Here is a 23,459-nt window from a genome sequence, read left to right as displayed (position 1 = left end):
AAAGTTTAATCTATGTTGAAACGTTCTTTTAATAGCTTCATCATATAGATGTTCGCTTTCCATTGGTCGGCTACGGGCAGTTGGGAATAGGGTAACGTTGGCATATAGTCTGCAGGGCCAAATTCGGTAGTAATCGTAAAAATGTCATTGGTCTCCCATTGTTTACGGATGACTTTTTCCCAAATGTTCATATGGCGTTCTACTGCTTCTTTCCATTCAGGAGCCTCGGGGTCGTTTACTTGTGGACCTTCAGCATGACCTATACGCGCATGAATGTGATGCGAACGGTTAACGATTTCTTCTAAATGCGAATCTTGATTCTGAAGAAGCGATTCGTGAACTACCATCCAGTGACTAATATCCAATGTCAGTTTTAACTCGGGAATAGCAGCGAGATATTTTTTGGTGTCAGGAAGATTGAAACTAAAGCGCCCGCGGTGAGTTTCGTGATAGATAGGAACGTTGTTTTCCTTGGCTATTTTATTGGCGGCGTCTATAAAGGTTTTGTTCTCTTCAAACGAGAAAAAATCATAGCCTGTATGACAATTGATGTACGTTGGGTTCCAGGATGCCAGAATCTTAAAATGCGCTATATATTGTTTTAGACTTTCTTCAAAAGATACAGTTCTATTGGTTCCGTTTAGGAAGCCAACTTTTAAATCGTGTTTTTTTAAAGCTAATTTTAACTCGCTCTGGCTTTTTTGGTCTCTGGGAAGCCAGATTTCTATGCCGTCATAACCCGCGGCTTTTGTTTTTTCGCAAAAAGCATCATAAGAAATTTGTCTGCCCCAATCGGTTTGAAAGAATTGTAATTTTTTTTCTTGAGAGAATCCTAAGAATGAAGAAAAGAGTATTATTAAAGTAACGGGTATTTTCATGGATGGTTTGTTTGGTATTCTTTATAGTTCGATTAATTCTGAGATGGTTCTTAGGATAAAATTTCTTTGATGATATTACCTTCTACATCAGTTAGTCTAAATGGTCTTCCCTGAAATTCATAAGTGTATTCTTCATGGTCAAAACCGAGTAAGTGTAAAATGGTAGCATGAACATCGTGAACGGAAACACGGCCTTCCACCCCAGAAAAACCAATATCGTCGGTTTGGCCATGTGAAGCCCCTTTTTTAATTCCTCCACCGGCCATCCACATAGTAAAGGCGTCACCATGATGATCGCGCCCTTTGTATGGCATTTTTTTGTTTCCTCTATTTTCTTGCATAGGTGTCCTGCCAAATTCACCTCCCCATACAATTAATGTGTCATCTAAAAGTCCACGTTGTTTTAAATCCATTATTAAAGCAGTTATGGGCCGATCTATTTGGGTGCATTTGTTTCTGAGACCTTTATCTATAGATCCCGAACGAACCACACCATGACTATCCCAACCCCAATCAAACAATTGAACGAAGCGAACACCGTCCTCTACCAGTTTTCTGGCAAGCAGACAATTGTTGGCAAACGATTCTTTACCAGGCTCAACACCGTACATTTCTTTAATATGTTCTGGCTCGTTATTGATATTCATTACCTCGGGAACCGCTATTTGCATACGGTAAGCCATTTCGTATTGGTTAATCCGAGCCAATATTTCTGGGTCGGCATACTTGGCGTATTCCTCTTTATTAATTTTGGTGATAGCATCAATAGTACTTTTCTTTAAATCTCTAGAAACTCCATCTGGGTCTTCAAGATAAAGCACGGGGTCGCCTTTAGAGCGGCATTGCACGCCTTGGTATACGGAGGGTAAAAATCCACTTCCCCAGACACTTTTTCCAGCATCCGGAGTGTTTCCGCCAGAGGTTAATACAACAAAACCGGGTAAGTTCTGATTTTCAGAACCCAAGCCGTATGTGGCCCATGCACCAATACTGGGACGTCCCAAACGAGCGCTACCCGTATGCATGAAAAGTTGAGCAGGACCATGGTTGAATTGATCGGTATGTACTGCCTTTAGAAAAGCCACGTCATCTACTACCTTTTTAAAATGGGGCATAAAATCAGAAACCCAATTACCAGATTCTCCTTCTTGTTTAAATTCAGCCTGTGGGCCCATTAACTTAGGGGTCCCTTTTATAAAAGCGAATTTTTTGCCTGCTAATAAAGATTCAGGACAATCTTGACCATCTAACTTATGAAGTTTGGGTTTGTAGTCGAACATTTCAAGTTGAGAAGGTGCTCCCGCCATGTGCAAGTAAATAACCGATTTAACTTTTGGCCCGTAATGAGGTGCCAAAGTCGCCAATGGGTTAAGGTCTCGCTCAGAAAAGGTAGATGCTGATTTTTGGCTCTGCTTCGTTAGCGGGTCACATCCCATGAAAATGGAACTTAAAGCTAGTCCGCCCAGCCCTTGAGCACAACTTTTTATGAAGTGCCTTCTGGTCTTTTCTTGTGCTTCTCTAGCCAAGTGTTCTTGAACGAGTCTTTCGATTTGGTCTTTCACGGCTTATACTTTCGTTAAAAATTCATCTAAGTTCATAATAGCATTCGCAACAATGGTGAGCGCACTAAGTTCTGCGGTAGGCTTCTCTTCAAATTGAAGAAACAGTTTTGAAGCTTCCGTGTTTTTGCTGAATTCTGTCAGTGAGGTATCGTACAAAGTTTTTAAGGCTTGCAGCCTATTGGGGCTTATTTCCTTAAACGTTGCTTTTTTGTAGCTCTGAGAAATGCTCTTATCAATATCATCTGGTTGGTAATTGTTTTTTGCCAAATGATATGCGGTTTCCAGATAAACAGGGTCGTTCAAAGTAACCAATGCTTGTAATGGCGTATTGGTCACTGTTCTTCTAATGGTAGCGACTTCCCGGCTTCCCGCATCAAATGTCAGGAAGGAAGGGTATGGGCTGGTACGCTTTAAAAAGGTATATATACCCCTGCGGTAGCGGTCTTCGCCTTTACTTTCAATCCATTGGGCATCACTATACACCGTTTGCCAAACACCATCCGGTTGAGGTGGCATTACCCCTGGGCCGTTCATTTTGCTACTTAATAAGTTAGACACAGCCAAAGCTTGGTCCCTGATCTGTTCTGCACCCAAACGTATTCTTGGTCCATGAGCGTAAAGTTCGTTTTCTGGGTCTATCTCATACATTTCGGGAGTGCTCTCTGAGCTTTGTTGGTATGTACCGGACATCACAATTTCTTTAATCAGTTTTTTTACGCTCCAGTTGTGCTCGTTCATAAACCGTAATGAAAGCCAATCTAGCATTGCAGGGTGCGAGGGCGCATCTGATTGTGAGCCAATATCTTCTACCGTAGACACAAGGCCCCTTCCATAGATTTGGTGCCATACTCTATTTACTAGCGTACGTGCTGTTAAAGGGTTTTTCTTATCTACAATCCATTCGGCCAAGCCTAAGCGGTTTGCTGGCCAATCTGTATTCCACGCATTTAGGCTTTCAGGAGTACCCGCTTCTACAGTATCGGTCTTGGACATCCAGCTACCGCGATCAAAAACTTGGGTTGTGCGTTTCATATGGTCTGGATTCTCAACCATAATGGGTACAGTTGGGGTATTCCAATTTAGAGCGTCCATAAGATTGGAATTAATAACATTCCATCCTGGTTGGTCTTTTCCTTGTAAATCGGGAATGAATGAAACCCAGTACAGATTCATAAGGTTGGCTTGCTTTTTGGAATTCGTATTATGGGCTTCTATATAAATATCATTCTGACGGTCTATTTTTTTAATTGGAAAGCGAGCTGTAGTATTCTGTTTTTCTTTATTGATGGTAAACTCACCTAAAACCGTTCCTTTGGAATCCTTTTCGCGGATAATAATTTTTGTTCCATTATAGTGAGAGCGATAGTTGAGGTACACATAACTGGCATTATTGGTATACCCATTTTCTATAATGCAATTTCCCTTATCCCATAAAACCACCGATGCATGGTCATCATAGGATCCATTTTTTATTTCCTTGAAAAAATGTGATTTATAGACGGGTTCCGTGAATTGTAAAAAGTTCTTGTAGGTTGCAGCGGATTGTTCGTCTCCGTATTTTTTAGCCCAATTAATTACTTTGTAAACCTTTTCCTGTTGTTCGGGCGTATAAAATTTAAGTACTGGAGATTCGCCAGGCGTATCCTCATCTCGTGAATTGTTGAAAAATGCCATTAACTTATAATATTCTTCATGTTTAAAAGGGTCATAAGGATGACTATGGCATTGTACACAACCAATAGTGGTACTCTGCCAAACTTCAAAAGTGGTGTTCAAACGATCTATGACGGTAGCCACCCGATATTCCTCATCATCGGTACCGCCTTCGTCATTGTTCATTGTATTTCTGTGGAAAGCTGTGGCTATGAGTTGATCAGGAGAAGGTTCAGGTAACAGGTCACCCGCTAATTGTTCAATGGTAAATTGGTCATAGGGAAGGTCTCGGTTAAAAGCATCAATTACCCAATCACGGTATCGCCAGATAGTTCGGGCCAAATCTTTTTCATAACCTTTGGAATCTGCATAGCGAGCTAGGTCTAACCACCAAGTGGCCCATTTTTCTCCGTAGGTCTGTTGATTTAATAAGGTGTCTACCAAACCTTCATAAGATAATTCACCGGATTCAAAACGGTTAAGTAATTCTTGGCTGGGAGGTAATCCCACAATGTCTAATGCTAATCTTCTTGCGATTATATTTTTTTCGGCGGAAGGATTAGGTTGTAATTTTTTCTCGTCTAACCGGGCAAGGATAAAGTGGTCAATTTCATTTTTTACAAATCCCGAAGCATCTTCCGAAACAAAACTTGCCTCTACATTTATTTTAGGAACCTCTACTTTTTCAGGAAGTGAATACGCCCAATGTTGGCCCCAATGAGCACCTTCATCTATCCAACGGGTCAATAGGTCTATCTCTTCATCCGTAAGTTTGGGTTTTTCATAAGGCATGCGAAGTTCAGGGTCTTCTTCGTGCAGTCTTTTTATCATTTCACTGCCAGATGCATCACCTGGAATGATAGCGGCTATACCTGATTCTGTTTTAGCAAAAGCTTCACTTTCAAACAAAAGACTGAAACCACCACTCTTTTTTACACCGCCATGGCAGGTAATACATTTGTTGTTGAGAATAGGTTTAATCTGCGTGCTAAAATCCACCGGAGGTGAAGATTGACAAGCACTCAGTACAACTACACTTATTGCCATGAAAAGATACCAGAAGTAATTACGAGACGTATTTTTTTTCATAACGGTGTATACTGTTCAGCTCAAATTAGTCTTCAATATAGAAAACTTTGAAAATTAAGGACTTAAAAATCTACGCAACGTGTGCAACCAATGTAACAATTAGTTATAGGCTATTGAGAAAGAAAACCCCTAAGGCATGCAGCAAACTGTTATCAGTTAGCTATTGAAAGTAGATTTGTGGTATTAATAATTAGCTACGCTTATTAAGGTAGATAATTTTATTGAAAAGAAGATAATTTACTGCAAAACAAGGCAGTAGGTAGGTTAAACTGTGAAAGTGGAATTAGTCTTTTAAAGACAAAGGAATTACCAGAAAGATAAGAGGTATATAAATTGAAAAAGCCAATCCATTTTTTAATGGATTGGCTTTTTATATAAAAGGTATGGAATGTTTTACGGTTTCAGGATAACATTTTTATTATCTCCTTCAACTTTAACCGAGACCAATCCATGCTTACTAAGTGCTTTCATGGATTTATCCCATTTTTTGCCACTAAGTCCAGCTTGTGTTTTAAGGTCTGCAAGTTCCATAGAACCAGTTGGTTTCAATAATTCTACAATTGATTTTTCCTCATCCGTAAGTTCAATCGCTTTTTTCTCCGGTCTCATTTGCGGGAAGAACAATACTTCTTGTATAGATGAATTGTTGGTCATTAACATTACTAAACGGTCAATACCGATACCAATACCTGATGTTGGAGGCATACCGTATTCTAATGCGCGCAAGAAATCTTGGTCAATGAACATAGCTTCGTCATCACCTTTTTCAGAAAGTTTTAATTGCTCTTCAAAACGTTCACGTTGTTCAATAGGGTCGTTAAGCTCAGAATACGCATTTGCCAATTCCTTACCATTTACCATAAGTTCAAAACGTTCGGTAAGAGCAGGATTATCTCTGTGCTCTTTTGTTAAAGGGCTCATTTCTTTAGGATAGTCTGTAATGAATGTAGGCTGTATATAATGATGCTCACATTTTTCACCAAAGATTTCATCTATCAACTTACCAATACCCATGGTAGCATCAACTTCAATACCAAGACCTTTTGCCGTTTCTCTAAGTTCGTCTTCTGGCATACCAGCAACGTCTTTACCCGTATGAATTTTTATAGCTTCTAAAATTGGCACTCTAGCGTAAGGCGCCTTAAACTCAATCTCATTTTTGCCTACTGTAACTTTAGAAGTTCCGTTAGCATCAAGAGCTACTTTTTCCAATAGCTTCTCGGTGGTATCCATCATCCAATTGTAATCCTTGTAGGCAACATAAAGTTCCATTACGGTAAACTCGGGGTTGTGGGTACGGTCCATTCCCTCATTGCGGAAATCCTTGGAAAACTCATAAACACCATCAAATCCACCAACTATCAATCTTTTTAGATAAAGCTCGTTTGCAATACGCAAATACAAAGGCATGTTCAATGCATTGTGATGCGTTAAAAAAGGTCTTGCAGCAGCACCACCTGGGATAGGCTGAAGGATTGGAGTCTCTACTTCTAAGTATCCAGCTTCGTTATAAAACTCACGAATACTGTTCGTAATTTTAGTACGTTTAATAAAGGTCTCTTTAACCTTAGGGTTGACCACTAAATCTACATACCGCTGACGGTATCTCATTTCAGGGTCATTGAATTCATCAAAAACCTTGCCTTCAGAATCCTTTTTAGGTAAAGGTAGCGGGCGCAACGATTTGCTTAAAAGCGAAAAGTTTTTGACCATCACGGTTTTTTCACCCACCTGAGTAGTGAAAAGCTCACCCTCAATACCAATGATATCACCCATATCTAATAATTTTTTATAAACGTCATTGTAAAGACCTTTGTCTTCTCCGGTACAAATTTCGTCACGGTTAAAGTATACTTGGATGCGACCTTCACTATCTTGCAACTCGGCAAAAGAAGCCTTGCCCTGAATTCTTCTAGACATCAATCTACCTGAAATAACCACCTTCTTGCCTTCCTTATAATCGGATTTAATGCCCTTGGAATTTGCATCCACAGGGTATAAAGCAGCGGGGTATGGGTTGATGCCCAATTCGCGCAATTTGGTCAATTTTTCTCTTCTAATAATTTCTTGTTCCGACAGTTGCATTTTTTACTATTTAAGGCTGCAAATATAAGCTATCGGAAGTTTACTATATGCATCTAATAATATGAAATTATAAGCTTGGCATTCTGTTTGTATGATTGTGATAAATGATAAGGATGAAATGGCGGGTAGTCAACTATTAATTTTTAGTTGAAATTTGTAACAAGTTCATTGTTATTACGTCATATAAGTACATCATCAATCAATAAAATCAAATCAAAATGAGTTTTTTACGTGTATTATTAGCTATTTTCTTTCCTCCGCTTGCGGTTATCGGAAAAGGTTGTGGATCTTTTCTAATTGTTCTACTTTTGACTTTCTGCGGCTGGGTACCTGGTGTCATTGCTGCATTGGTCATATTGAACAACCCCAATTAAAATAATATTCTATGAAGTTATTTAGAATCTTGGCAGTGGTGTTTATCACTGTACTTTTTGTAGCCTGCAATTTTACCGAAGAAATTCATTTTAAAGCAGATGGAACGGGAAAAATGAATATTGGCTTTGATGGAGGTGAGTTGTTACAAATGTTACCATCTTCGGATTCTACTCAACTGGAAGAAGTTATTGATTCTACCATTGTTTTTAAAGATATGTTACTAGAGAAAAAAGATAGTATTTCTCAATTATCTCCAGGGCAACAAGCAGAGCTTAAAAAGCTAGAACCCTTTAGTCTTCATATGATGGTAGATGCAGAAAAGGGTATCATGAATTTTGAAATGTTTACGGACTTTAAGGACGTATCAGAAGTTAACGATGCTTTTAATACTTTCCAAAGTGCTAGTTCCGTTGGCTCTGTGGCAGGAGGTAAATCTATGCCAAAGAATCCATCTAATGAAGCAACTGAAGTCAGCTATAGTTTTAAAAAGAACAAATTTAAGCGCTCTGCAGCTATTGTAAACCAAGAAATGTTTCAGCAAAGTTTAGACAGCCTTACGAGTGCAGAAATGTTTCTTTCATCTTCTACCTATACCTTTAAATATCATTTCCCAAAGAGAGTGAAGTCTACAAATATTGAAGAGGCAACCTTTTCTATGGACGGGAAGACCATGATCTATGAGGTTAATTTCTTAGATATGATAAAGGATCCAGAGTCCATTTTGATAGAGGTAGAGTTAGAAAAATAGGCCATTACCTTTTCTTATCTTTGTATCATGAACAAGAAGGTATATTTACAAGATTTAGGGTTGAAAGACTATAAGGAAACTTGGGACTACCAAGAGCAGCTTTTCAAACAAACGGTAGATGTAAAGATTAAAAACCGTCGGGGAGCAACTAATGAGCCTACTCCTAATCACTTTCTGTTTGTAGAACACCCACATGTATATACTTTAGGTAAGAGTGGTGATTTTGCAAACCTTTTGATAAGCGAAGAAGAACTTGCTGCTAAAAACGCCAAATTTTATAAGATAAATAGAGGAGGTGATATTACGTATCATGGTCCTGGTCAAATAGTGGGCTATCCTATTTTAGATCTTGATAATTTCTTTACCGATATTCATAAATACCTTAGATTTTTAGAAGAAATGGTCATTCTTACTTTAGCCGAATACGGATTAAAGGCAGAACGCTCCGAAGGTGAAACAGGCGTTTGGTTAGATGTAGGTACGCCATTTGCTAGAAAGATATGTGCTATGGGGGTACGTGCCAGCCGTTGGGTAACTATGCATGGTTTTGCCTTGAACGTAAATGCAGATTTAGGTTATTTTGATTTAATGATTCCCTGTGGGATAAAAGGTAAGGCCGTAACTTCTTTAAATGTAGAACTAGGAAAACAAGAAGTAAATCTAGCTGAAGTGAAGGAGAAATTGCAAAAACATTTTGAAGTTCTCTTTGAAGCTGAATTGATAAAACAAAAAACCGAGGTTTGAGCCTCGGTTTTTTGTATAAATATATTTTAGTTGATTTTGTATCCTTCAAACCAACTTCCATTGCCATCTATGCGAACATCAGAGCCAGAGGAATAATTGCGTAGAAATATAAATACCTCTTGACCTTCAGTTAAACGATAAATACCACTTACATTTATCTTTATATCATCCCCATCAACATTCTGTGTATACCTTGCATTTCTGTCTATATTAAATTGTAGCCTAAAAAAGGCATCAGTTACGGCATTTGCTTGTCGAATGTAGGCCTGCAGGAAATAATAGCCAGTTTCTTGCACAACATAACGTTTTGTAGAGGTATTAAAACCATTTGCAGAGTCAAAATCTACAACATCCCATATATCGGTTTCTATGGTAGTGCCACCATCCAAGTCTTTTACGGCAAAACCGTTACCTCTAACTTTGAAAAATGTGGGGCTAAATTCTGCATCTTGACCATCAACACCGTTCCGACCATCAATACCATCTTGTCCGTTAGTGCCATCTTGACCATCAACACCATTTTGTCCGGCCATGCCTGGCTCTCCTTGTTCGCCCTGCGTACCTGCGGGTCCAATAGGCCCTGTTGCTCCCATGGAGCCTTCTGGTCCTTCTTTTGTGCATGATGCTAGAACCAACACTAATAAAAGAATCATGCTTCCGAAATATTTAAACGTAGTTTTCATAATGCTTGTGATTTATGTATTTGGTATTTTATGTTGTAGACTATACCAAGGTTAACATCTGGCATAAAAAAACCGAGGTATAAGCCTCGGTTTTCCACTTTTTTGCCATTCTCTCATTATTCTGTAAACACGTAGTCTACATTTACAAAGTACTCGTACAATAGATTATTTTGATCTGCATCCCACATTTGAAACCTTACTTGGTCAACAGTGTGAGGGTTTATAGTCTCGGCGATGCTGACAGTGAAATAGCCACTACCGTTCCCTTCTCCCACAGGATGGACAATCGATCCATTCGCTGAGTAGCCAGGGGTAAGACTTCCGTTGGTAAACGGTCTGCCGAAGATTCTAACCCCACCAGGCTCATTTGTCTTGTAATGAAAATTAAAATTTACCCTTTCCCCTTCCACTAATACTGTATTTGTTTCTGGTTCGAAATTATCAAGTACGACTCTGTGAGCTATGTACTTATAGTCTACATCCACAAAATATTCATATAACAAAGTAGTTTGCTCAGCATTGTACATTCTGAACCGGATTTGATCCACATGATATCCATCATCCGTTAGGGTGAAATATCCGCTACCAGTGCCATCACCAGTGGAGAGAATTTCAGATCCGTGGGCTCCATAGCCTGGTGTTGGGCTACCGTCTGTTATAGGTCTTCCGAATATTCGAACACCGGTAGGCTCATTTGTTCTGTAGCTATAGGTAAATTCTACCCTTTCATCAAGATATAAAGTTGCCCCTGAACTAGGGTTTGTAGTTTCCATAACAACTGAATGGCCAATGAACTCATAATCCACATCTACATAGAACTCGTGCAAAAGATTGCTCTGATCGGCATCCCACATTTGAAATCGTATTTGGTCTACATGTTGGGGATTGTCCTGTATGGTGAAATACCCATTAGATGTACCTTCTCCGCTAGCGTGTATGGGTGACCCATGTGCTGCGTAGCCGGGAGTTGGACTACCGCTTGTAAACGGTCTGCCAAATATTCTAGCTCCAGTAGGTGAGCTTGTTATATAGTTAAAGGTAAACCCGACTTTCTCTTCTAAAAATAGGGTGGAGGGTGAGGTTGGACTAAGAGAGACGAGTTCCACATTCTCTTCTAACTCGCAATATAGGTCGAACTCTGCCCTTTCAGATAGCACTTCTTCAGGAGCGATAATCCTTAGTTGTTGCCAGTAGCCCTCATAGGATTCTCCGCTTCCACCAAGAGTCCATGATGTAGTTACCTTTTTGGTCCCTGCTTCTTCAAATGTAATAGAGTTTTCCGCAGCAGTTGCGCCATCGCTTCTTAACCATGTATATGTTATAGTTGTTGGACCATCAACATCGATTTCTGCTTCAAAATCAAATTTTTTGAAACAAGGTCCGGTAAAACTATTTTCTCCTACAACAGCGGTATTAGTGGTGATTGTTACAGCTTCTTCTTCTTCTTCTTCTTCTTCTTCTTCACAGTGTAAATTAAACTCGGCTTTATTAGAAAGAATTTCCTCTGGGCTAATGACTTTTAGTTGTTGCCAGTAGCCCTCATAAGATTCTCCGTTTGCACCAAGAGTCCATGATGTAGTTACCTTTTTGGTTCCTGCTTCTTCAAACGTAATAGAGTTTTCCGGAGCGGTTGCCCCATCGCTTCTTAACCATGTATAGCTTATAGTCGTTGGTCCATCGGCATCTATTTCTGCTTCAAAATCAAATTTTTTGGAGCAGGGTCCGGTAAAGTCAGAGACCGCTCCAAGCCTCACTGCAGTAACTTTTGAAGTTTCTTCCGCAGTATCGTCGTCTGTACATCCTGTCATTGAAAATACAACTGCTAATAAATAGATAATAGATTTTACATTTTTCATAATTGTGGTTTTAAAAGAATATGCTTTAGTGTTAAAATTTTAGAGAGATATGCAGTTCAGTTATTAAGGACTACAATATCTTGTGGATACATTTATATATAGGTGTAATGGCGTTCAATTAGAGTTCTGTATCTGAGATGAGTTTTGGGGGTTACTCGTATATCTAAGCATACTTTAAGTGAGTAGCTTAAAAAGAACAAACAGAGATGCCGTAAAGGCTAGGATTAATACTCTTTTTATGAATTCTAATTTTTCGTAGGTGTTCATATTTTTCATTTTTATGGTTCTCCTATTTATGTTCAAAAAAATATAAAGGTTAACATGGGTTATCTTTTTTATTCATTTTTTGCAACCAAGAGGGATATGAGAGATGTAATGGCGAGTTCTATTCACCTTAAATAATTCATCGTTTAGGGAAGCGAGCAGACAAAAAATGTTAAATTAGATGTCATCACTGTTAACCTTCTCATTACATATTCATTAAATGGAAAATATACAGGCAGAAATAACGCTTGAAGATTTACGAAAGGGCTCAGATCACTTGCTTAAGCAGGTATATGAATCTAATCGCCTAAAGTTTTTAAACTTTGCTAGGCGCTATAACCTTTCGGAAGAAGAAAACATAGATATATATCAGGATGCTTACGTTATTTTTTATAATAATGTCATGAGCGGAAAGTTAGAGAGCTTATCTAGTAGTATTTCTACATATCTGTTTTCCATTGGTAAATATTTAATCTTTGATAAGATGCGGAAAAACAAAAAGGTGGTAACTGGTGATTATGATTTATCTAGGGTAGAGGATACCGATGAAAAAGTGAATACTTTTGACATGGAAAGTCAAAGCCTAACTACGGAGCAGGTATTATTAAAAACCCACTTTGGTTCCTTAGGCGATAAATGTCAAGAATTATTGACACTGTTTTATTATCGGGGTTTTACCATTCAAGAAATAATGGAAGCTAAAAACTACAACAGTGAGAATGTGGTTAAATCTGCCAAATCGCGTTGTTTGAAAACCCTAAAAGAAAAAATCCAGACAAATACCTACTCATGATGGACAAAGAACTTCTATTATATAATTACTTTTCTAACCAATTAACGGTTCAGGAAGAACAGCAGTTCAATGAACTGATGAAAACCGATATGGACTTTAAGAAGCAATTCGATTTTGAGAATAATCTTAAACAGGTTATCCGTGACAAGGAATCTGATAATTTAAAAGCCAAACTAATTGGTTTTGAAAAAGAGATAAATGATGTTCCTGTTAAAACAATACCACGAACAAATTACCGAAAATGGGCTATGGCAGCATCCGTAGCTTTATTAATAGGTTTAGGTTGGTTGGGATACAACAATTTCTCGGGCACTGATTACAATGCTCTTTACAATGATAATTTTCAGGATTATCCCAACACAGTTTATGCTATTACTAGAGGTGCTGAAACTGATAGTTCTTTCGAGCGTGCGGCTTATGTAGCTTATGAAACTAATGATAATACAAAAGCTATTGAGCTTTTTACGGAATTAAAAGAGACTTATGATTCGGAAAATGTCAGTTTCTATTTGGCCCAGTCTTATTTAAAAAATAATCAATTAGGGGAGGCCATCTCACTTTTCAATGAAGTTGTTGAAGAAAGGGGCGAATTTGCTCCGCAGGCATTATGGTACCTTTCTCTTTCATATATAAAGGATAAGCAAAAACAGAATGCAATAGAATCTCTAAAATTATTAATTGCAGATGCCAGGTATAAAAAAACTGAAGCAGAGTCACTTTTAGATGAACTAGAATAAAAACTAAAGGTTCTACTTTTTTCTTTTAAAGAGAAAGTAAAGAACTACTAACAGCAAAACACTAAGAGGCATCCATACCCAAAAAGGCAAGAAGCCTTGCTGGTTTTCTAACGGTGCATTATCACCAATAACAATTAGGGCACTCCAATACGCAGGAGCTATAGCACTCTCACGATATTTATTTATGTAATATACCTTTGCTTTCTGCATGGCTGCAGATTTTGTGTCACCCTTACTAAGTGCTGTGTAAAAAGAAGTCATTAATTCCTTGCTACTTTTGTCATAGGTAGACCATAGTGAGGATACAACACTCTTTGCTCCGGAATGAAAAAAGCCTCTTGCCAAGCTCATGGCGCCTTCTCCTTTTTTAAGCTCTCCAATAGAGGTGTTACAGGCGCTTAAAACAACCATTTCTGCTTGGTTTCTAGTGGCGTAAATTTCATTAAGGAACATTTTATCATCACTAAAAGCAATCCACGGGTCTTCATTTTCTCCTATATCGGCATGGGTAGATAGATGCACAATTCTATAATCTTTAAAATTAGCTGTAAAATCAGATTTTGTGGCTTCACCTTTCAGTGCTATGTTTCCTGGGAAAATCTTATTAACCTCTTCTATTTCCGCGCCACTAAAGATGAGGCTCGGTAGCCCCAAGCTTTTAAACTGAATAGGAGCTACTGCATAAAGTTCTTTTTGGGGAGCTCCTAAAATATGTGTTTTGGCATCAAGATAAGACATGGAGTACGCATATCTAATTTCTGTATCTTCAATAAAGTATTTGGCTGGGGCATTCTCAACAACAAAAGCTTCAAAAGGAATTTGTTGTAAAATATAATCAGGTATGATGGTAAGTTTTTTACCTTTTATATCATTGTAAACCTGTTCTGGAACTAATTGTTTAAAGATGTTATGAGAAAGCTTATTATACTCAGAAACCTTAGTGCGATTCATTGTCAGGTCAGTAAGACTTCCGTATAGCTCTAAAATATTTTGGTTTAAATTTTTGACATTTTTCAATTTGAAAAACTGGACATTATTTTTCGTGCTTAAAAGACCGTAGCCTTGCTTATCATTAAGAATGTATTGTAGAACTACTTCATCTTCTGCGGTATAGTTTTTCTTGAAATTGTCATAAGTCAGAATAGCGACGTTACTTTTCAGTTTGGCATATTCAGGGAAATTAACGTTTAAAGTATCTGTAAATTCATAATAAGATTTTTTATCAGAATGCACTTTATTTCTTAATTTTTTAAGCGCATTTTCAGGTAGGTCAGGATTGGTATGCAACTCGTTTTCAGATAAAAGTATAGCCTGTTTAAGGTTAAATTCGCGTTGAGCAATGGAATCAGGAAGCTTAGTAATAGTCTTGGCTTGTTCATTTGAAACATCTTCAAGTAGGAGTAAAGCTTTATTACGCTCCATATAATAAAAGGCTTCTTCCGGTTTCTTTAGTAAGAAACAAGCCTCTACGGCCTTAGTATATAATGAGGCTCCTTTTTCCCTCCAAAATAGTTTTGATTGATATTCTGTGCTTTCAGATCGAATAACATCTACCAATTGATCGGCTAGTCTAAAAGTTTTTAGGGCCTGCTTTAAATAGTCTTTATCATTCTCAAATTCATAATATTTCAACCAACCGTTTGCTTTGGCTATAATATGACTCAATAAGAATATTTTTTCAGTTGAAAGCTCCAGGGTTTCTATGTTGGGAAGCGTATAGATTTTGATGTCTTCTCTATTATCGATTTTCAGAAAGATTGCTTTTTGGTAATTTTTTAAAGCTTTTTGAAAATTATTTTGGTCTAGATAAAGATCTCCCAAGTTTTCATATGGTAAGGAGTAGTCTTCGGCAATAGCTATTGACTTGTTTAAATGTTTTAAAGCCTCTTTGGTTTTTTTTAATTTAGTATAAGAGTAACCGATACTGTTGTTGATATTTGCTAAATCATTAAGTCTTAAACTTGCTGAGTCTTTCAAGACCTCTTTATGCTTTGCAATTGCTAAGTTGTATTCGCCAGTCTCAAGGAGTCTATTTCCTTCTAGATGGTCTATACGCCTTTTAAACTGTTGATGATTTTCTTTATTTAGTATGATGAGTGAGTCTGCTTTATTTAGGTTAGATTGTATCTCATTTGAAAATTCGCTAAACCCCATCTCGGCATATGTTTCCGCTTTTAATATTTGAGCATCAATTACTCTAAAAGAAGGACCCTCGTTAAGCGATATCATTTCAGAGAACCTATCTAAAGCTTTATAGAAATCACCAGTAGTTAAATAGAGATACCCAAGTTCAAGCCTTGCATTTTGTATCCATTCTATATCCGTTCCATTATCATTAATATATGTATAGGTTTTTATAGCATTGTAAATCTCACCTTTCAAATAGTAAAAAACACCTAGGTTGTAATAGGTATTGTCTAATGAACCTTTTTCTAAACCTTTTAAACCTGCCTTTATTTCTAATGCTCTCTTAGTGTAGGTGATTGCGTTTATGATATCACTTTTTTCGCCGTGGTTCCACCACTGTTCGTGGTACCATTTATTGCCTACATCGTGATAACAATTTGCTAGTTCTTTAGGGGACATACTATCTGTGTTAACAGAAAAAAATGAATCGATTTTTTTTTGAATGACCTCCTTACTTTCATCGGCGTTAATGATTTTAACCAACGTGTTCTGTTGAGCCATGCAGATATAACTGAAAAAGAAAATTAGAACACAGTTAAATTTAAGGTTTAGCATATAAGAAATCATTCGAGTTAAAACTATGCAGGTTTTGAAAAATAGATTATTAGGACGTCAATAATATTCTAAATATATAAAGAATTTTATGGTGAAATACTTATTTGCAAAAGTGGGAGTAAGCAGAAACAAAAAAGAGCCCATGTGTAACATGGGCTCTTTTTTGTTTTATGTTTATGATTCGTTAGTTCGTAGCTCTAGGAATCACCCTGCTCTCATCAATCTTACCATCAAGCTCAGGTGCTTCTATGGCTAAGTTGAAAATTAGATTCTTTAATTCTTCAGCAGGTACTCTACCTACCTGATTAATTACTAAGCCCGCAATTCCCGACATGGCTGCTGTAGCATATGAGGTACCCTGAAGGGTAACTCTATTTTTTAAAGAGGGATCGGAATTATCCAAAATAATTCTGTAATCATTAAACGCTAAAGCGATATCTATACTCCCTTTACTGCCGTAGTTAGAAAGCGGATGCAATCTAATAGGTAACGAACCTGGATTTATTGTGTCGTATTCATAACCGCCTACGGTAAGTATGTTGGTCTCCCTAAATGATGAAATAAAGTCTCCATTTGGTCCTTGATCAACATCTTTATTGTCATTACCTGCGGAAGTAATAACTAATGCGCCAGCCCTGTTAAGGTCCTCTATAGTCTGTGCAAAGATATTTTTTTGGTCACCTGGTGCAGGTTCTTCAAATATTTCACGTGGCATTTCCCCTCCGAAACTTGCATTGACAATACTAATGTTAGCACCGTTTTGGTTCAGTTGTTTAATATAAGATAGTGCACATAGAACATTCCAATAGGAACCTTTTCCGGCATCATCAAATACTTTTAATGGTAAAATTGAATAATTGAGGTTTTTGCTATCAAGTTCATCGGTAATAATTTTGGTTATGTATGTGCCATGTCCATTGCCGTCTGCAAAATATCGGTTGTTAGGTTCTTGAGTAAAGTTCCAACCAGATGTAGTTGGGTAACAACTTCCAAACCCGCCACTTGGGAAAAGGAATTTCTTAGGTTCATTTGTAAATAGATACCTGTAAAAATCAAGCCCAGTATCTATAACAGCAATATTTATTTTAGAATTACCTGCATTTGCTATGAGCGCTTCCTCTTCTCCATCAACACCTTGACCTTGACCTTGAACTGTATAAGGACCAACTGGTGAAAGTTCTATGTCAAAGGACCTTTCTCCGCGAGTTGTACCTCTTGGGCTTGTTCTTGAAAGTCGCTCTACAACACCTTCAATTTCTAGTTCTGGAATATTAGGGTCAAAAATCCACAGCTCAATATTAGTGTCACCGCAGTCACATTGCTTAAATTCAATAATTGGATATGTTTCTCTAATAGCCTTGCGTTCTTCAGGTGTAACTTGTGGTTGATACTTCACAATCACGTTATTTGGTGACATGAAAATGTTTTTTTTCTCACTGCTAATTCCTTCGTCTACTCTTATATCGTCATATGTAATACCTGAATTAGATGTGTCATCGTCGATATGCTGGCCATATGGTAACTTTGTGCAAGAAGACAGTATAATGGTCAGTAATAGCAGAAATGTAATTTTCGTTTTCATAATAGAGGGTATTAAGATTGATTATTGTTTTAAATTAATGTTCTAGCTTGGGTAAAGGTTAACAGATAATCTTACTCATTATAAGCGCTTAGCTCAGACCTGCTGATGAGGTTTCCATTGCTTTTGTAAGATTCTTGTTTTATCATGCCTACACCTTCCGCAAGCCAAAGTTTAGATTTCATTTCAATAGTAGCACCCATAGTTTTTGTGGTGTTATCTTCGGTAATTAAATAACAGTTAAACGTGCCTGCAGATGTTGTTACACTTTCTTTTTTCTCTACTTTCCTATTGGTTTGATCAACTGAGACATTCATATTAATGCCAGACATGCTCATAGATACTGTAACATTAGCATCGTTCAATTCTTGACCTTCACTTAGGTTATTGGGCAGTTCTATATCTGTTCCGGAAATATCCATTTCCAAACCCATTTCTGAGTATTGTTGCATCATTTGTGATGGAAAAAGCGATTGGTAGTCAATTTTGACCAACCCGTCTTCACAGCTAAAGGAATAGTTGGTTTCAAATATTTCTTTTCCTTTCTTGTCTGTAAGCTTCATGTCAAAAGTAGCTACGGAAGCAGAGCCTTCGGAACGAACATCAGATACGGTATAGTTTACGGTACCATCAGATTTGCCTTTCTTGTCGTAATTGGTATATTGAAAAGTACTTCCTTCCTTTAGAGGATAGAATTTACTGCAACTGTCTTGCCCAAAAGCAAAACCGATGAAGAGAAAAAATAATAACGTAGAGAGTAGAGGGTTTTTCATTGTGTCCATTTTAGATTTTTTATGCTTTAATAAATTCTACGCGTCGGTTTTGAGCCTTGCCATCTGCTGATGAATTATCGGCAATAGGTTCTGTTTCTCCTTTGCCGTTGGTAGATAATCTTTCTGATGATACATTATATATAGATACTAAAGCGTTTTTTACAGCTTCGGCTCTGTTTTGAGATAGTTTCATGTTTTTGGTATCATCACCATCAGCATCGGTATGGCCAACAATTTTTAACTGTATGGCATCGTCCTGTTGAAGTACTTGGTATATCTGACGGATAATTCCCATGGACTGTGGTTGAATATTGTCCGAGCCACTATCGAATAAAATACCGTTTGTAGATATTTTTCCGTCCGCTAGTAGTTGCCTCCGTAAATCAACCCCTCCTTTGGCAACTTTTATATTACCTATAAGTACAGACTCCTTTTCTGTGTCAGTACCTCGAAGCGTAAATTTTATGCCTTGCATCTGTACATTAGAAGGTAGTAGCCTTGGGACATCAATGAATTTGTTTTCGTTTATCCATAATCTAAAACGCTCTTTGTTCACTGCTACAGAAACATGGTGCTTTTGACTAACTACATTACGGATATCAGCACCTACTTCATTTCTAATCACCCGTTTTGATGAGATGCTGTTTTCAACCACAACACCACGTTCTATAAATTGACAAAAAGAATATTCTACAAGGCCTAGGTTGGCGCCTTTTTTAAAGGTGTTGTTATCACTCACGACTATACCCAAATAAGACTGAGAAGAGGTTTTATTATCCAATCCGGTTGCAACAACATCAAATTCTAAAGTGAATTCATCCGGTAAATTCGTGATATCAGGAATGTAAGCAGTTTTATATCCTGGTAGTATTTTTAGCCACTTATTAGGATGCTCTTCTAAGGTTACAAGTTCACCACTTCCATTAGAATTCCACCGAGACGGAAAATCCCCAATAAAATCATTAGAAAAGTCATCAACGAAAATTGGTGTGTCACCTGGCACAAAATCAAACTTACTATAGACCTTTATAGATTGTGGTATTGTTTCATTAGATGTTTGTGAGGTATTGGAACTATTTTGTTCATCCGTTTCAGGAAAATCATTTTCATCAGTAGTATCGTTCTGCTGGGCTGGTCTCTTTTTCTTCTTTTTCTCTTTTCCTGGTTCTAAAATACTATCTAGTGCTTGATCTGTTTTTTCTGAGGTCTCTTTTTCTACTCTACGCTCAACTGTTCTTTCTGCAGCTCTTTCTGCAACTTTCCCTAATTTCCGTAAAATTTGGGCATCGCTGGTTTGGCAGGTAAAAAGGATGCATACCACTGATAAGATTAATTTAAGCAAGGTTCCTAACGTTTTCATGTACTTGATGTTTAGTAATACAATAATTAAGATGTATGTCAAGGATTGAAAAATTGACATTCTTCTAAGTATTAGTGTATAAACCCCTTAAAAGGTTAACATCAAAACTAAACGAAATGGCCTTTTTATAATAAAGACTTGTATTCGTTGGGTATGAAAACTGTATGAATGGTATTAAAAACTATATAGATGGAGAAATTAGTTTAGTTACAGGATGTAAGAAAAATAATTAGAGGTCTTTTCCTAGTTGATTGGGCAGTAAACGGAAACTCATCCGGTGGTATTTAGTTATACCATACTTTCTGATGGCTTCACGGTGTTCTTTGGTAGGGTAGCCTTTGTTCTTTTTCCAATTATACATGGGGAATTCTTCATGGAGAACATCCATATACGCATCTCTATATGTCTTTGCCAAAACGGATGCTGCGGCAATGTTCATATATTTTCCGTCGCCTTTTATAATACATTCATGTGGAATATCTTTAAAAGGCTTGAACCGATTACCGTCTACAATGATAAATTTGGGGGTTGTTTTTAGTTTTTCAATAGCCTTGTGCATGGCTAAAATAGAGGCATTTAAAATATTGATTTCATCAATTTTTTCAGGAAATATATGGGCCACACCATAGGCCGTACATTCAGACTCTATGATAGGTCTCAGTAAATCGCGCTTTCGGTGAGATAGAAGTTTGGAATCGTCCAATACGTTATTGGTAAAACCTTTTGGCAATATAACGGCGGCAGCGGTTACAGGTCCTGCAAGGCAACCTCTTCCTGCTTCATCAGTTCCGGCTTCGTTTAATGGTAATTCGTGATATAACTTTAACATGGTTTGTTCTTACTGTAAATCGACTTATTTTTGAAATATCGGTAAATACTTTTGAACGACAAAAATGATAATCGATATTTAGTTAAGTAAAGTTTGATGGATTTAAAAAAGGAAGGCGTATTCTACCTTATATATAATGTAGATATCATCCAAAAAGAAGGTCAGAAACCTCATTGGGATAGCATTATTAAATTTTCACATTTAATTACGAACTAAAAAAATTAACTTTACCGCTGTAACTAGCTTCAATGAAATATTTTTTCCTGATTTTTTTATTGCATTTTTCATGTATTCAAGTCTTCGCGCAAGAAGATTCTATTCCTCCTAAAAGAGATATAGATACTTCGGCCGTTCGTGGCATGCCTAGAAGGCTGGGTCCACAAGAAAAAGAAGAGGAACCCGAACTTGAACCTCTTACTATAGAGGATTATAAGATTATCACTTTTGCCAGAGATACTGTCTTTTTGGATACCACACTTACCATTCAAAAAGAATATAAATACAACTATTTAAGAAAGGATGATTTTGAACTCATGCCTTTTGCCAATATAGGCAAACCATATAATAAGTTAGGAGTTGATTTCTACTCTAATGACCTATATCCGGGACTGGGGGCAAGCGCACTTCATACTAGCTATTTTGAAAAGGAAGACATAAAGTACTATAATGTAGCTACACCTATGTCCGATCTGTTTTTTAAGACTACTTTAGAAGAAGGCCAATTGTTAGATGCTAGCTTGGCGTTCAATACTTCAAAAAGACTCAATTTTTCTTTAGCCTATAAAGGTTTTCGCTCTTTGGGGAAATACCAATATAACCAGGCAGAATCTGGTAATTTTAGGGCTACCACCAATTATGTAACAAAGAACAATAGATATAGCTTACGCGGGCATATAGCCGCTCAAGATATTGATAATGAAGAAAACGGTGGGCTTGTAAGTGAAGAACTCCAATTTGAATCTGGCGACGATAATTTTAGTGATAGGGTAAAGATTGACGTCCGCTTTAGTGATGCGTCTAGTAGGATATTGGGCAAGCGGTACTATTTTGATCATCTATATAAGTTGATAAGAAAGGAGCAAGATTCAAGTAGTCAGGAAAAAACCTCTCTAGGTATTGGACATCAGTTTAACTATGAAACCAAGTACTACGCTTTTAACCAAACTACCCCTAATGAGTATTATGGAGATAATCTGGTTTCGCCAATTGTGGATAAGGCCAGTTTAAAAACAATGTATAACCAAGTCAATGCAGAATTTTATAATGCAACGCTAGGTAGACTTCAGGGTAATATCTCGCTTTATAACTACAACTACTTTTTCAACAGTATATTAATAAATGATGAGGGAGTAACAATACCAAGCAGATTAAAGGGCGAAGAAATAGCTGTTGGAGCCGAGTATGAGAAACGTATAAAAGGTTTTCAATTGAAAGCAATGGCAAAGTATAATCTGTCAGGGGAACTTGGAGGTAACCAAATGAACGCTTCTGCATCATATAGGTTAAATGATAAGCATAAAGTAACAGTATCTGCTTTTGGCTCATCAAAAATGCCAAACTTTAATTTCTTGTTATATCAAAGTGATTACGAAAATTACAATTGGTTGAATATTGATAATTTTGAGAAGGAACAAGTCTACGGGCTGCGTCTTGATCTAGAATCTGAGTTATGGGGTAACCTTATGGTGAGCTATTCCACCGTAGATAATTACAGTTACTTTGGAGAGGACCCATCCCAAACCATTGAAGACGGAATGGAAAATGCTACCATACGCCCGCTACAGGAGAACAATGTGCTTAATCATACCAAAATCAAATACAGTAAGGAATTTAAACTTGGTTCGTTTGCATTGAACAATACGGTTATGTATCAAAATGTATCGCAAGCCAATCAAGTACTTAATGTACCTGAACTGGTAACAAGGAATACCTTGTATTTCTCTTCCGATGTTTTTAAGAAAGCTATGTTTTTGCAGACAGGGGTAACCCTAAAATATTTCACGGCATATAATATGGATGCATACAATTCGCTGTTGGGCGAGTTCTATTTGCAGAACGATCAGAAGTTAGGCAACTTCCCTATGTTGGATTTCTTCATAAATGCAAAGATTCAGCAGACAAGAATCTACTTAAAGGCAGAGCATTTTAATTCTTTGTTTAATAGTGAGCCTACATATTACTCTGCACCTAACTATCCATATCGCGATTTTGTAATACGATTTGGACTAGTATGGAACTTCTTTTCTTAAAGTTTGATTCTCCTTGTAGCTTTTTTAAGGTATTAGGATACCCATATTTCATGACTAATCATATTGTTGGATGAAATCCAGTCAGATATTGAACTACTTTCTACGGTTTATAAGAGGTATCATGTAATAAAATATCCTTTATAGTTAGGTTTAGCCAATAGTGTGCGGAGTGATGCAAAGCGGGTATTATGTAAACGTTAAGTGGTGTAAGGGTTGGTGAAGTTGTTGAGTCGCAAAAAAAGTAGAAGAGCAGGAATATGTTTGTGTCTCATACTCAGTGTTCTGTGAGGGGTGAACAAAATAAAACGAAATTTCTTTTAAAAAATTGTGTTTGAATTAAAAAAGGGTCTTACATTTGCACCCCGCTAAACAGGTATGAAGATGTTTGTTAAGTGTGGGTTAATAAAGAGTAAACGTTCCTTGTAAGATATTGTTTTTGTCACCGAGAAAAAAGATTTTG

Annotated in this window: 17 protein-coding genes; 6 read left to right on the top strand and 11 right to left on the bottom strand. The window is 37.3% G+C overall.

Translation table 11 applies throughout. The annotated features are described in order from the left end of the window. Positions 1 to 5: 5 nt before the first annotated feature. The 4 genes from HW347_RS00085 to lysS all read right to left on the bottom strand — a co-directional run bounded on the left by HW347_RS00085 (position 6) and on the right by lysS (position 7,267). Positions 6 to 878 (bottom strand): sugar phosphate isomerase/epimerase family protein, encoded by an 873-nt coding sequence (locus HW347_RS00085; protein ID WP_214609944.1) that lies wholly within the window; start codon positions 876 to 878, stop codon positions 6 to 8. Positions 879 to 928: 50 nt separating this feature from the next. Then, positions 929 to 2,440, bottom strand: coding sequence for a DUF1501 domain-containing protein (locus tag HW347_RS00080; RefSeq protein WP_214609943.1), 1,512 nt, complete (start codon positions 2,438 to 2,440; stop codon positions 929 to 931). Between the two features lie 3 nt (positions 2,441 to 2,443). Further along, positions 2,444 to 5,182 carry a PSD1 and planctomycete cytochrome C domain-containing protein gene (locus HW347_RS00075; protein ID WP_225901782.1) on the bottom strand — a complete coding sequence of 913 codons (2,739 nt, stop codon included), beginning with the start codon at positions 5,180 to 5,182 and terminating at the stop codon, positions 2,444 to 2,446. Positions 5,183 to 5,575: 393 nt separating this feature from the next. Next, positions 5,576 to 7,267, bottom strand: a complete 1,692-nt coding sequence (lysS, locus tag HW347_RS00070; protein WP_214609942.1) for a lysine--tRNA ligase — start codon at positions 7,265 to 7,267, stop codon at positions 5,576 to 5,578. A 218-nt stretch (positions 7,268 to 7,485) separates the two neighbouring features. Here lysS and HW347_RS00065 point away from each other — a divergent pair, with 218 nt between their 5' ends. From HW347_RS00065 to lipB, 3 genes are read left to right on the top strand one after another with little or no spacing between them, the layout of a single operon-like run. After that, positions 7,486 to 7,641 (top strand): YqaE/Pmp3 family membrane protein, encoded by a 156-nt coding sequence (locus HW347_RS00065; protein ID WP_155598266.1) that lies wholly within the window; start codon positions 7,486 to 7,488, stop codon positions 7,639 to 7,641. Between the two features lie 11 nt (positions 7,642 to 7,652). Then, complete coding sequence (locus tag HW347_RS00060) at positions 7,653 to 8,390, top strand: hypothetical protein (RefSeq protein WP_214609941.1); 738 nt, start codon at positions 7,653 to 7,655, stop codon at positions 8,388 to 8,390. A 27-nt stretch (positions 8,391 to 8,417) separates the two neighbouring features. After that, positions 8,418 to 9,134: a lipoyl(octanoyl) transferase LipB gene (gene lipB / locus HW347_RS00055; protein WP_214609940.1), complete on the top strand. Its 717-nt coding sequence runs from the start codon at positions 8,418 to 8,420 to the stop codon at positions 9,132 to 9,134. Positions 9,135 to 9,160: 26 nt separating this feature from the next. On the opposite strand, the gene HW347_RS00050 is transcribed toward lipB, so the two are convergent. Both HW347_RS00050 and HW347_RS00045 read right to left on the bottom strand, forming a co-directional pair. Further along, positions 9,161 to 9,817, bottom strand: a complete 657-nt coding sequence (locus tag HW347_RS00050) for a collagen-like protein (RefSeq protein WP_214609939.1) — start codon at positions 9,815 to 9,817, stop codon at positions 9,161 to 9,163. Between the two features lie 116 nt (positions 9,818 to 9,933). Next, positions 9,934 to 11,673: a hypothetical protein gene (locus HW347_RS00045; protein WP_214609938.1), complete on the bottom strand. Its 1,740-nt coding sequence runs from the start codon at positions 11,671 to 11,673 to the stop codon at positions 9,934 to 9,936. 484 nt (positions 11,674 to 12,157) lie between these two features. Here HW347_RS00045 and HW347_RS00040 point away from each other — a divergent pair, with 484 nt between their 5' ends. Together HW347_RS00040 and HW347_RS00035 are read left to right on the top strand one after the other, a co-directional pair. After that, the gene (locus HW347_RS00040) at positions 12,158 to 12,730 is read left to right on the top strand and encodes an RNA polymerase sigma factor (protein ID WP_214609937.1); all 573 of its coding nucleotides are present in this window, start codon (positions 12,158 to 12,160) and stop codon (positions 12,728 to 12,730) included. After that, positions 12,727 to 13,467, top strand: a complete 741-nt coding sequence (locus HW347_RS00035) for a tetratricopeptide repeat protein (protein WP_214609936.1) — start codon at positions 12,727 to 12,729, stop codon at positions 13,465 to 13,467. Before HW347_RS00040 ends, HW347_RS00035 begins: the two co-directional genes overlap by 4 nt. Positions 13,468 to 13,479: 12 nt before the next feature. On the opposite strand, the gene HW347_RS00030 is transcribed toward HW347_RS00035, so the two are convergent. The 5 genes from HW347_RS00030 to HW347_RS00010 all read right to left on the bottom strand — a co-directional run bounded on the left by HW347_RS00030 (position 13,480) and on the right by HW347_RS00010 (position 20,750). Then, complete coding sequence (locus tag HW347_RS00030) at positions 13,480 to 16,155, bottom strand: CHAT domain-containing protein (protein ID WP_214609935.1); 2,676 nt, start codon at positions 16,153 to 16,155, stop codon at positions 13,480 to 13,482. Positions 16,156 to 16,393: 238 nt separating this feature from the next. Continuing rightward, positions 16,394 to 17,791, bottom strand: a complete 1,398-nt coding sequence (locus HW347_RS00025) for a S8 family serine peptidase (RefSeq protein ID WP_214609934.1) — start codon at positions 17,789 to 17,791, stop codon at positions 16,394 to 16,396. A gap of 71 nt (positions 17,792 to 17,862) precedes the next feature. Beyond that, complete coding sequence (locus HW347_RS00020) at positions 17,863 to 18,561, bottom strand: TapB family protein (protein ID WP_214609933.1); 699 nt, start codon at positions 18,559 to 18,561, stop codon at positions 17,863 to 17,865. A 19-nt stretch (positions 18,562 to 18,580) separates the two neighbouring features. Then, a complete protein-coding gene (locus HW347_RS00015) occupies positions 18,581 to 19,921 on the bottom strand; it encodes an OmpA family protein (protein WP_214609932.1) in 1,341 nt (446 codons plus the stop codon). Positions 19,922 to 20,150: 229 nt separating this feature from the next. Further along, positions 20,151 to 20,750, bottom strand: coding sequence for a ribonuclease HII (locus HW347_RS00010; protein ID WP_214609931.1), 600 nt, complete (start codon positions 20,748 to 20,750; stop codon positions 20,151 to 20,153). A 248-nt stretch (positions 20,751 to 20,998) separates the two neighbouring features. Here HW347_RS00010 and HW347_RS00005 point away from each other — a divergent pair, with 248 nt between their 5' ends. Further along, a complete protein-coding gene (locus tag HW347_RS00005) occupies positions 20,999 to 22,999 on the top strand; it encodes a putative porin (RefSeq protein ID WP_214609930.1) in 2,001 nt (666 codons plus the stop codon). Positions 23,000 to 23,459 lie beyond the last annotated feature (460 nt).

It is taken from the genome of Zobellia barbeyronii, assembly GCF_018603515.1.
In the GTDB taxonomy this organism is placed as follows: Bacteria; Bacteroidota; Bacteroidia; order Flavobacteriales; family Flavobacteriaceae; genus Zobellia; species Zobellia barbeyronii.
This window is presented reverse-complemented; position numbering and strand designations above follow the sequence as displayed.

Excerpts from the sequence above, each read along its gene's own strand:
- HW347_RS00025 (WP_214609934.1), bottom strand. The coding sequence starts at position 17,791 with ATGAAAACGAAAATTACATTTCTGCTATTACTGACCATTATACTGTCT.
- lipB (WP_214609940.1), top strand. The coding sequence starts at position 8,418 with ATGAACAAGAAGGTATATTTACAAGATTTAGGGTTGAAAGACTATAAG.
- HW347_RS00065 (WP_155598266.1), top strand. The coding sequence starts at position 7,486 with ATGAGTTTTTTACGTGTATTATTAGCTATTTTCTTTCCTCCGCTTGCG.
- HW347_RS00060 (WP_214609941.1), top strand. The coding sequence starts at position 7,653 with ATGAAGTTATTTAGAATCTTGGCAGTGGTGTTTATCACTGTACTTTTT.
- HW347_RS00045 (WP_214609938.1), bottom strand. The coding sequence starts at position 11,673 with ATGAAAAATGTAAAATCTATTATCTATTTATTAGCAGTTGTATTTTCA.
- HW347_RS00040 (WP_214609937.1), top strand. The coding sequence starts at position 12,158 with ATGGAAAATATACAGGCAGAAATAACGCTTGAAGATTTACGAAAGGGC.
- HW347_RS00020 (WP_214609933.1), bottom strand. The coding sequence starts at position 18,561 with ATGAAAAACCCTCTACTCTCTACGTTATTATTTTTTCTCTTCATCGGT.
- HW347_RS00075 (WP_225901782.1), bottom strand. The coding sequence starts at position 5,182 with ATGAAAAAAAATACGTCTCGTAATTACTTCTGGTATCTTTTCATGGCA.
- HW347_RS00005 (WP_214609930.1), top strand. The coding sequence starts at position 20,999 with ATGAAATATTTTTTCCTGATTTTTTTATTGCATTTTTCATGTATTCAA.
- HW347_RS00050 (WP_214609939.1), bottom strand. The coding sequence starts at position 9,817 with ATGAAAACTACGTTTAAATATTTCGGAAGCATGATTCTTTTATTAGTG.
- lysS (WP_214609942.1), bottom strand. The coding sequence starts at position 7,267 with ATGCAACTGTCGGAACAAGAAATTATTAGAAGAGAAAAATTGACCAAA.
- HW347_RS00015 (WP_214609932.1), bottom strand. The coding sequence starts at position 19,921 with ATGAAAACGTTAGGAACCTTGCTTAAATTAATCTTATCAGTGGTATGC.
- HW347_RS00010 (WP_214609931.1), bottom strand. The coding sequence starts at position 20,750 with ATGTTAAAGTTATATCACGAATTACCATTAAACGAAGCCGGAACTGAT.
- HW347_RS00030 (WP_214609935.1), bottom strand. The coding sequence starts at position 16,155 with ATGGCTCAACAGAACACGTTGGTTAAAATCATTAACGCCGATGAAAGT.
- HW347_RS00035 (WP_214609936.1), top strand. The coding sequence starts at position 12,727 with ATGATGGACAAAGAACTTCTATTATATAATTACTTTTCTAACCAATTA.
- HW347_RS00085 (WP_214609944.1), bottom strand. The coding sequence starts at position 878 with ATGAAAATACCCGTTACTTTAATAATACTCTTTTCTTCATTCTTAGGA.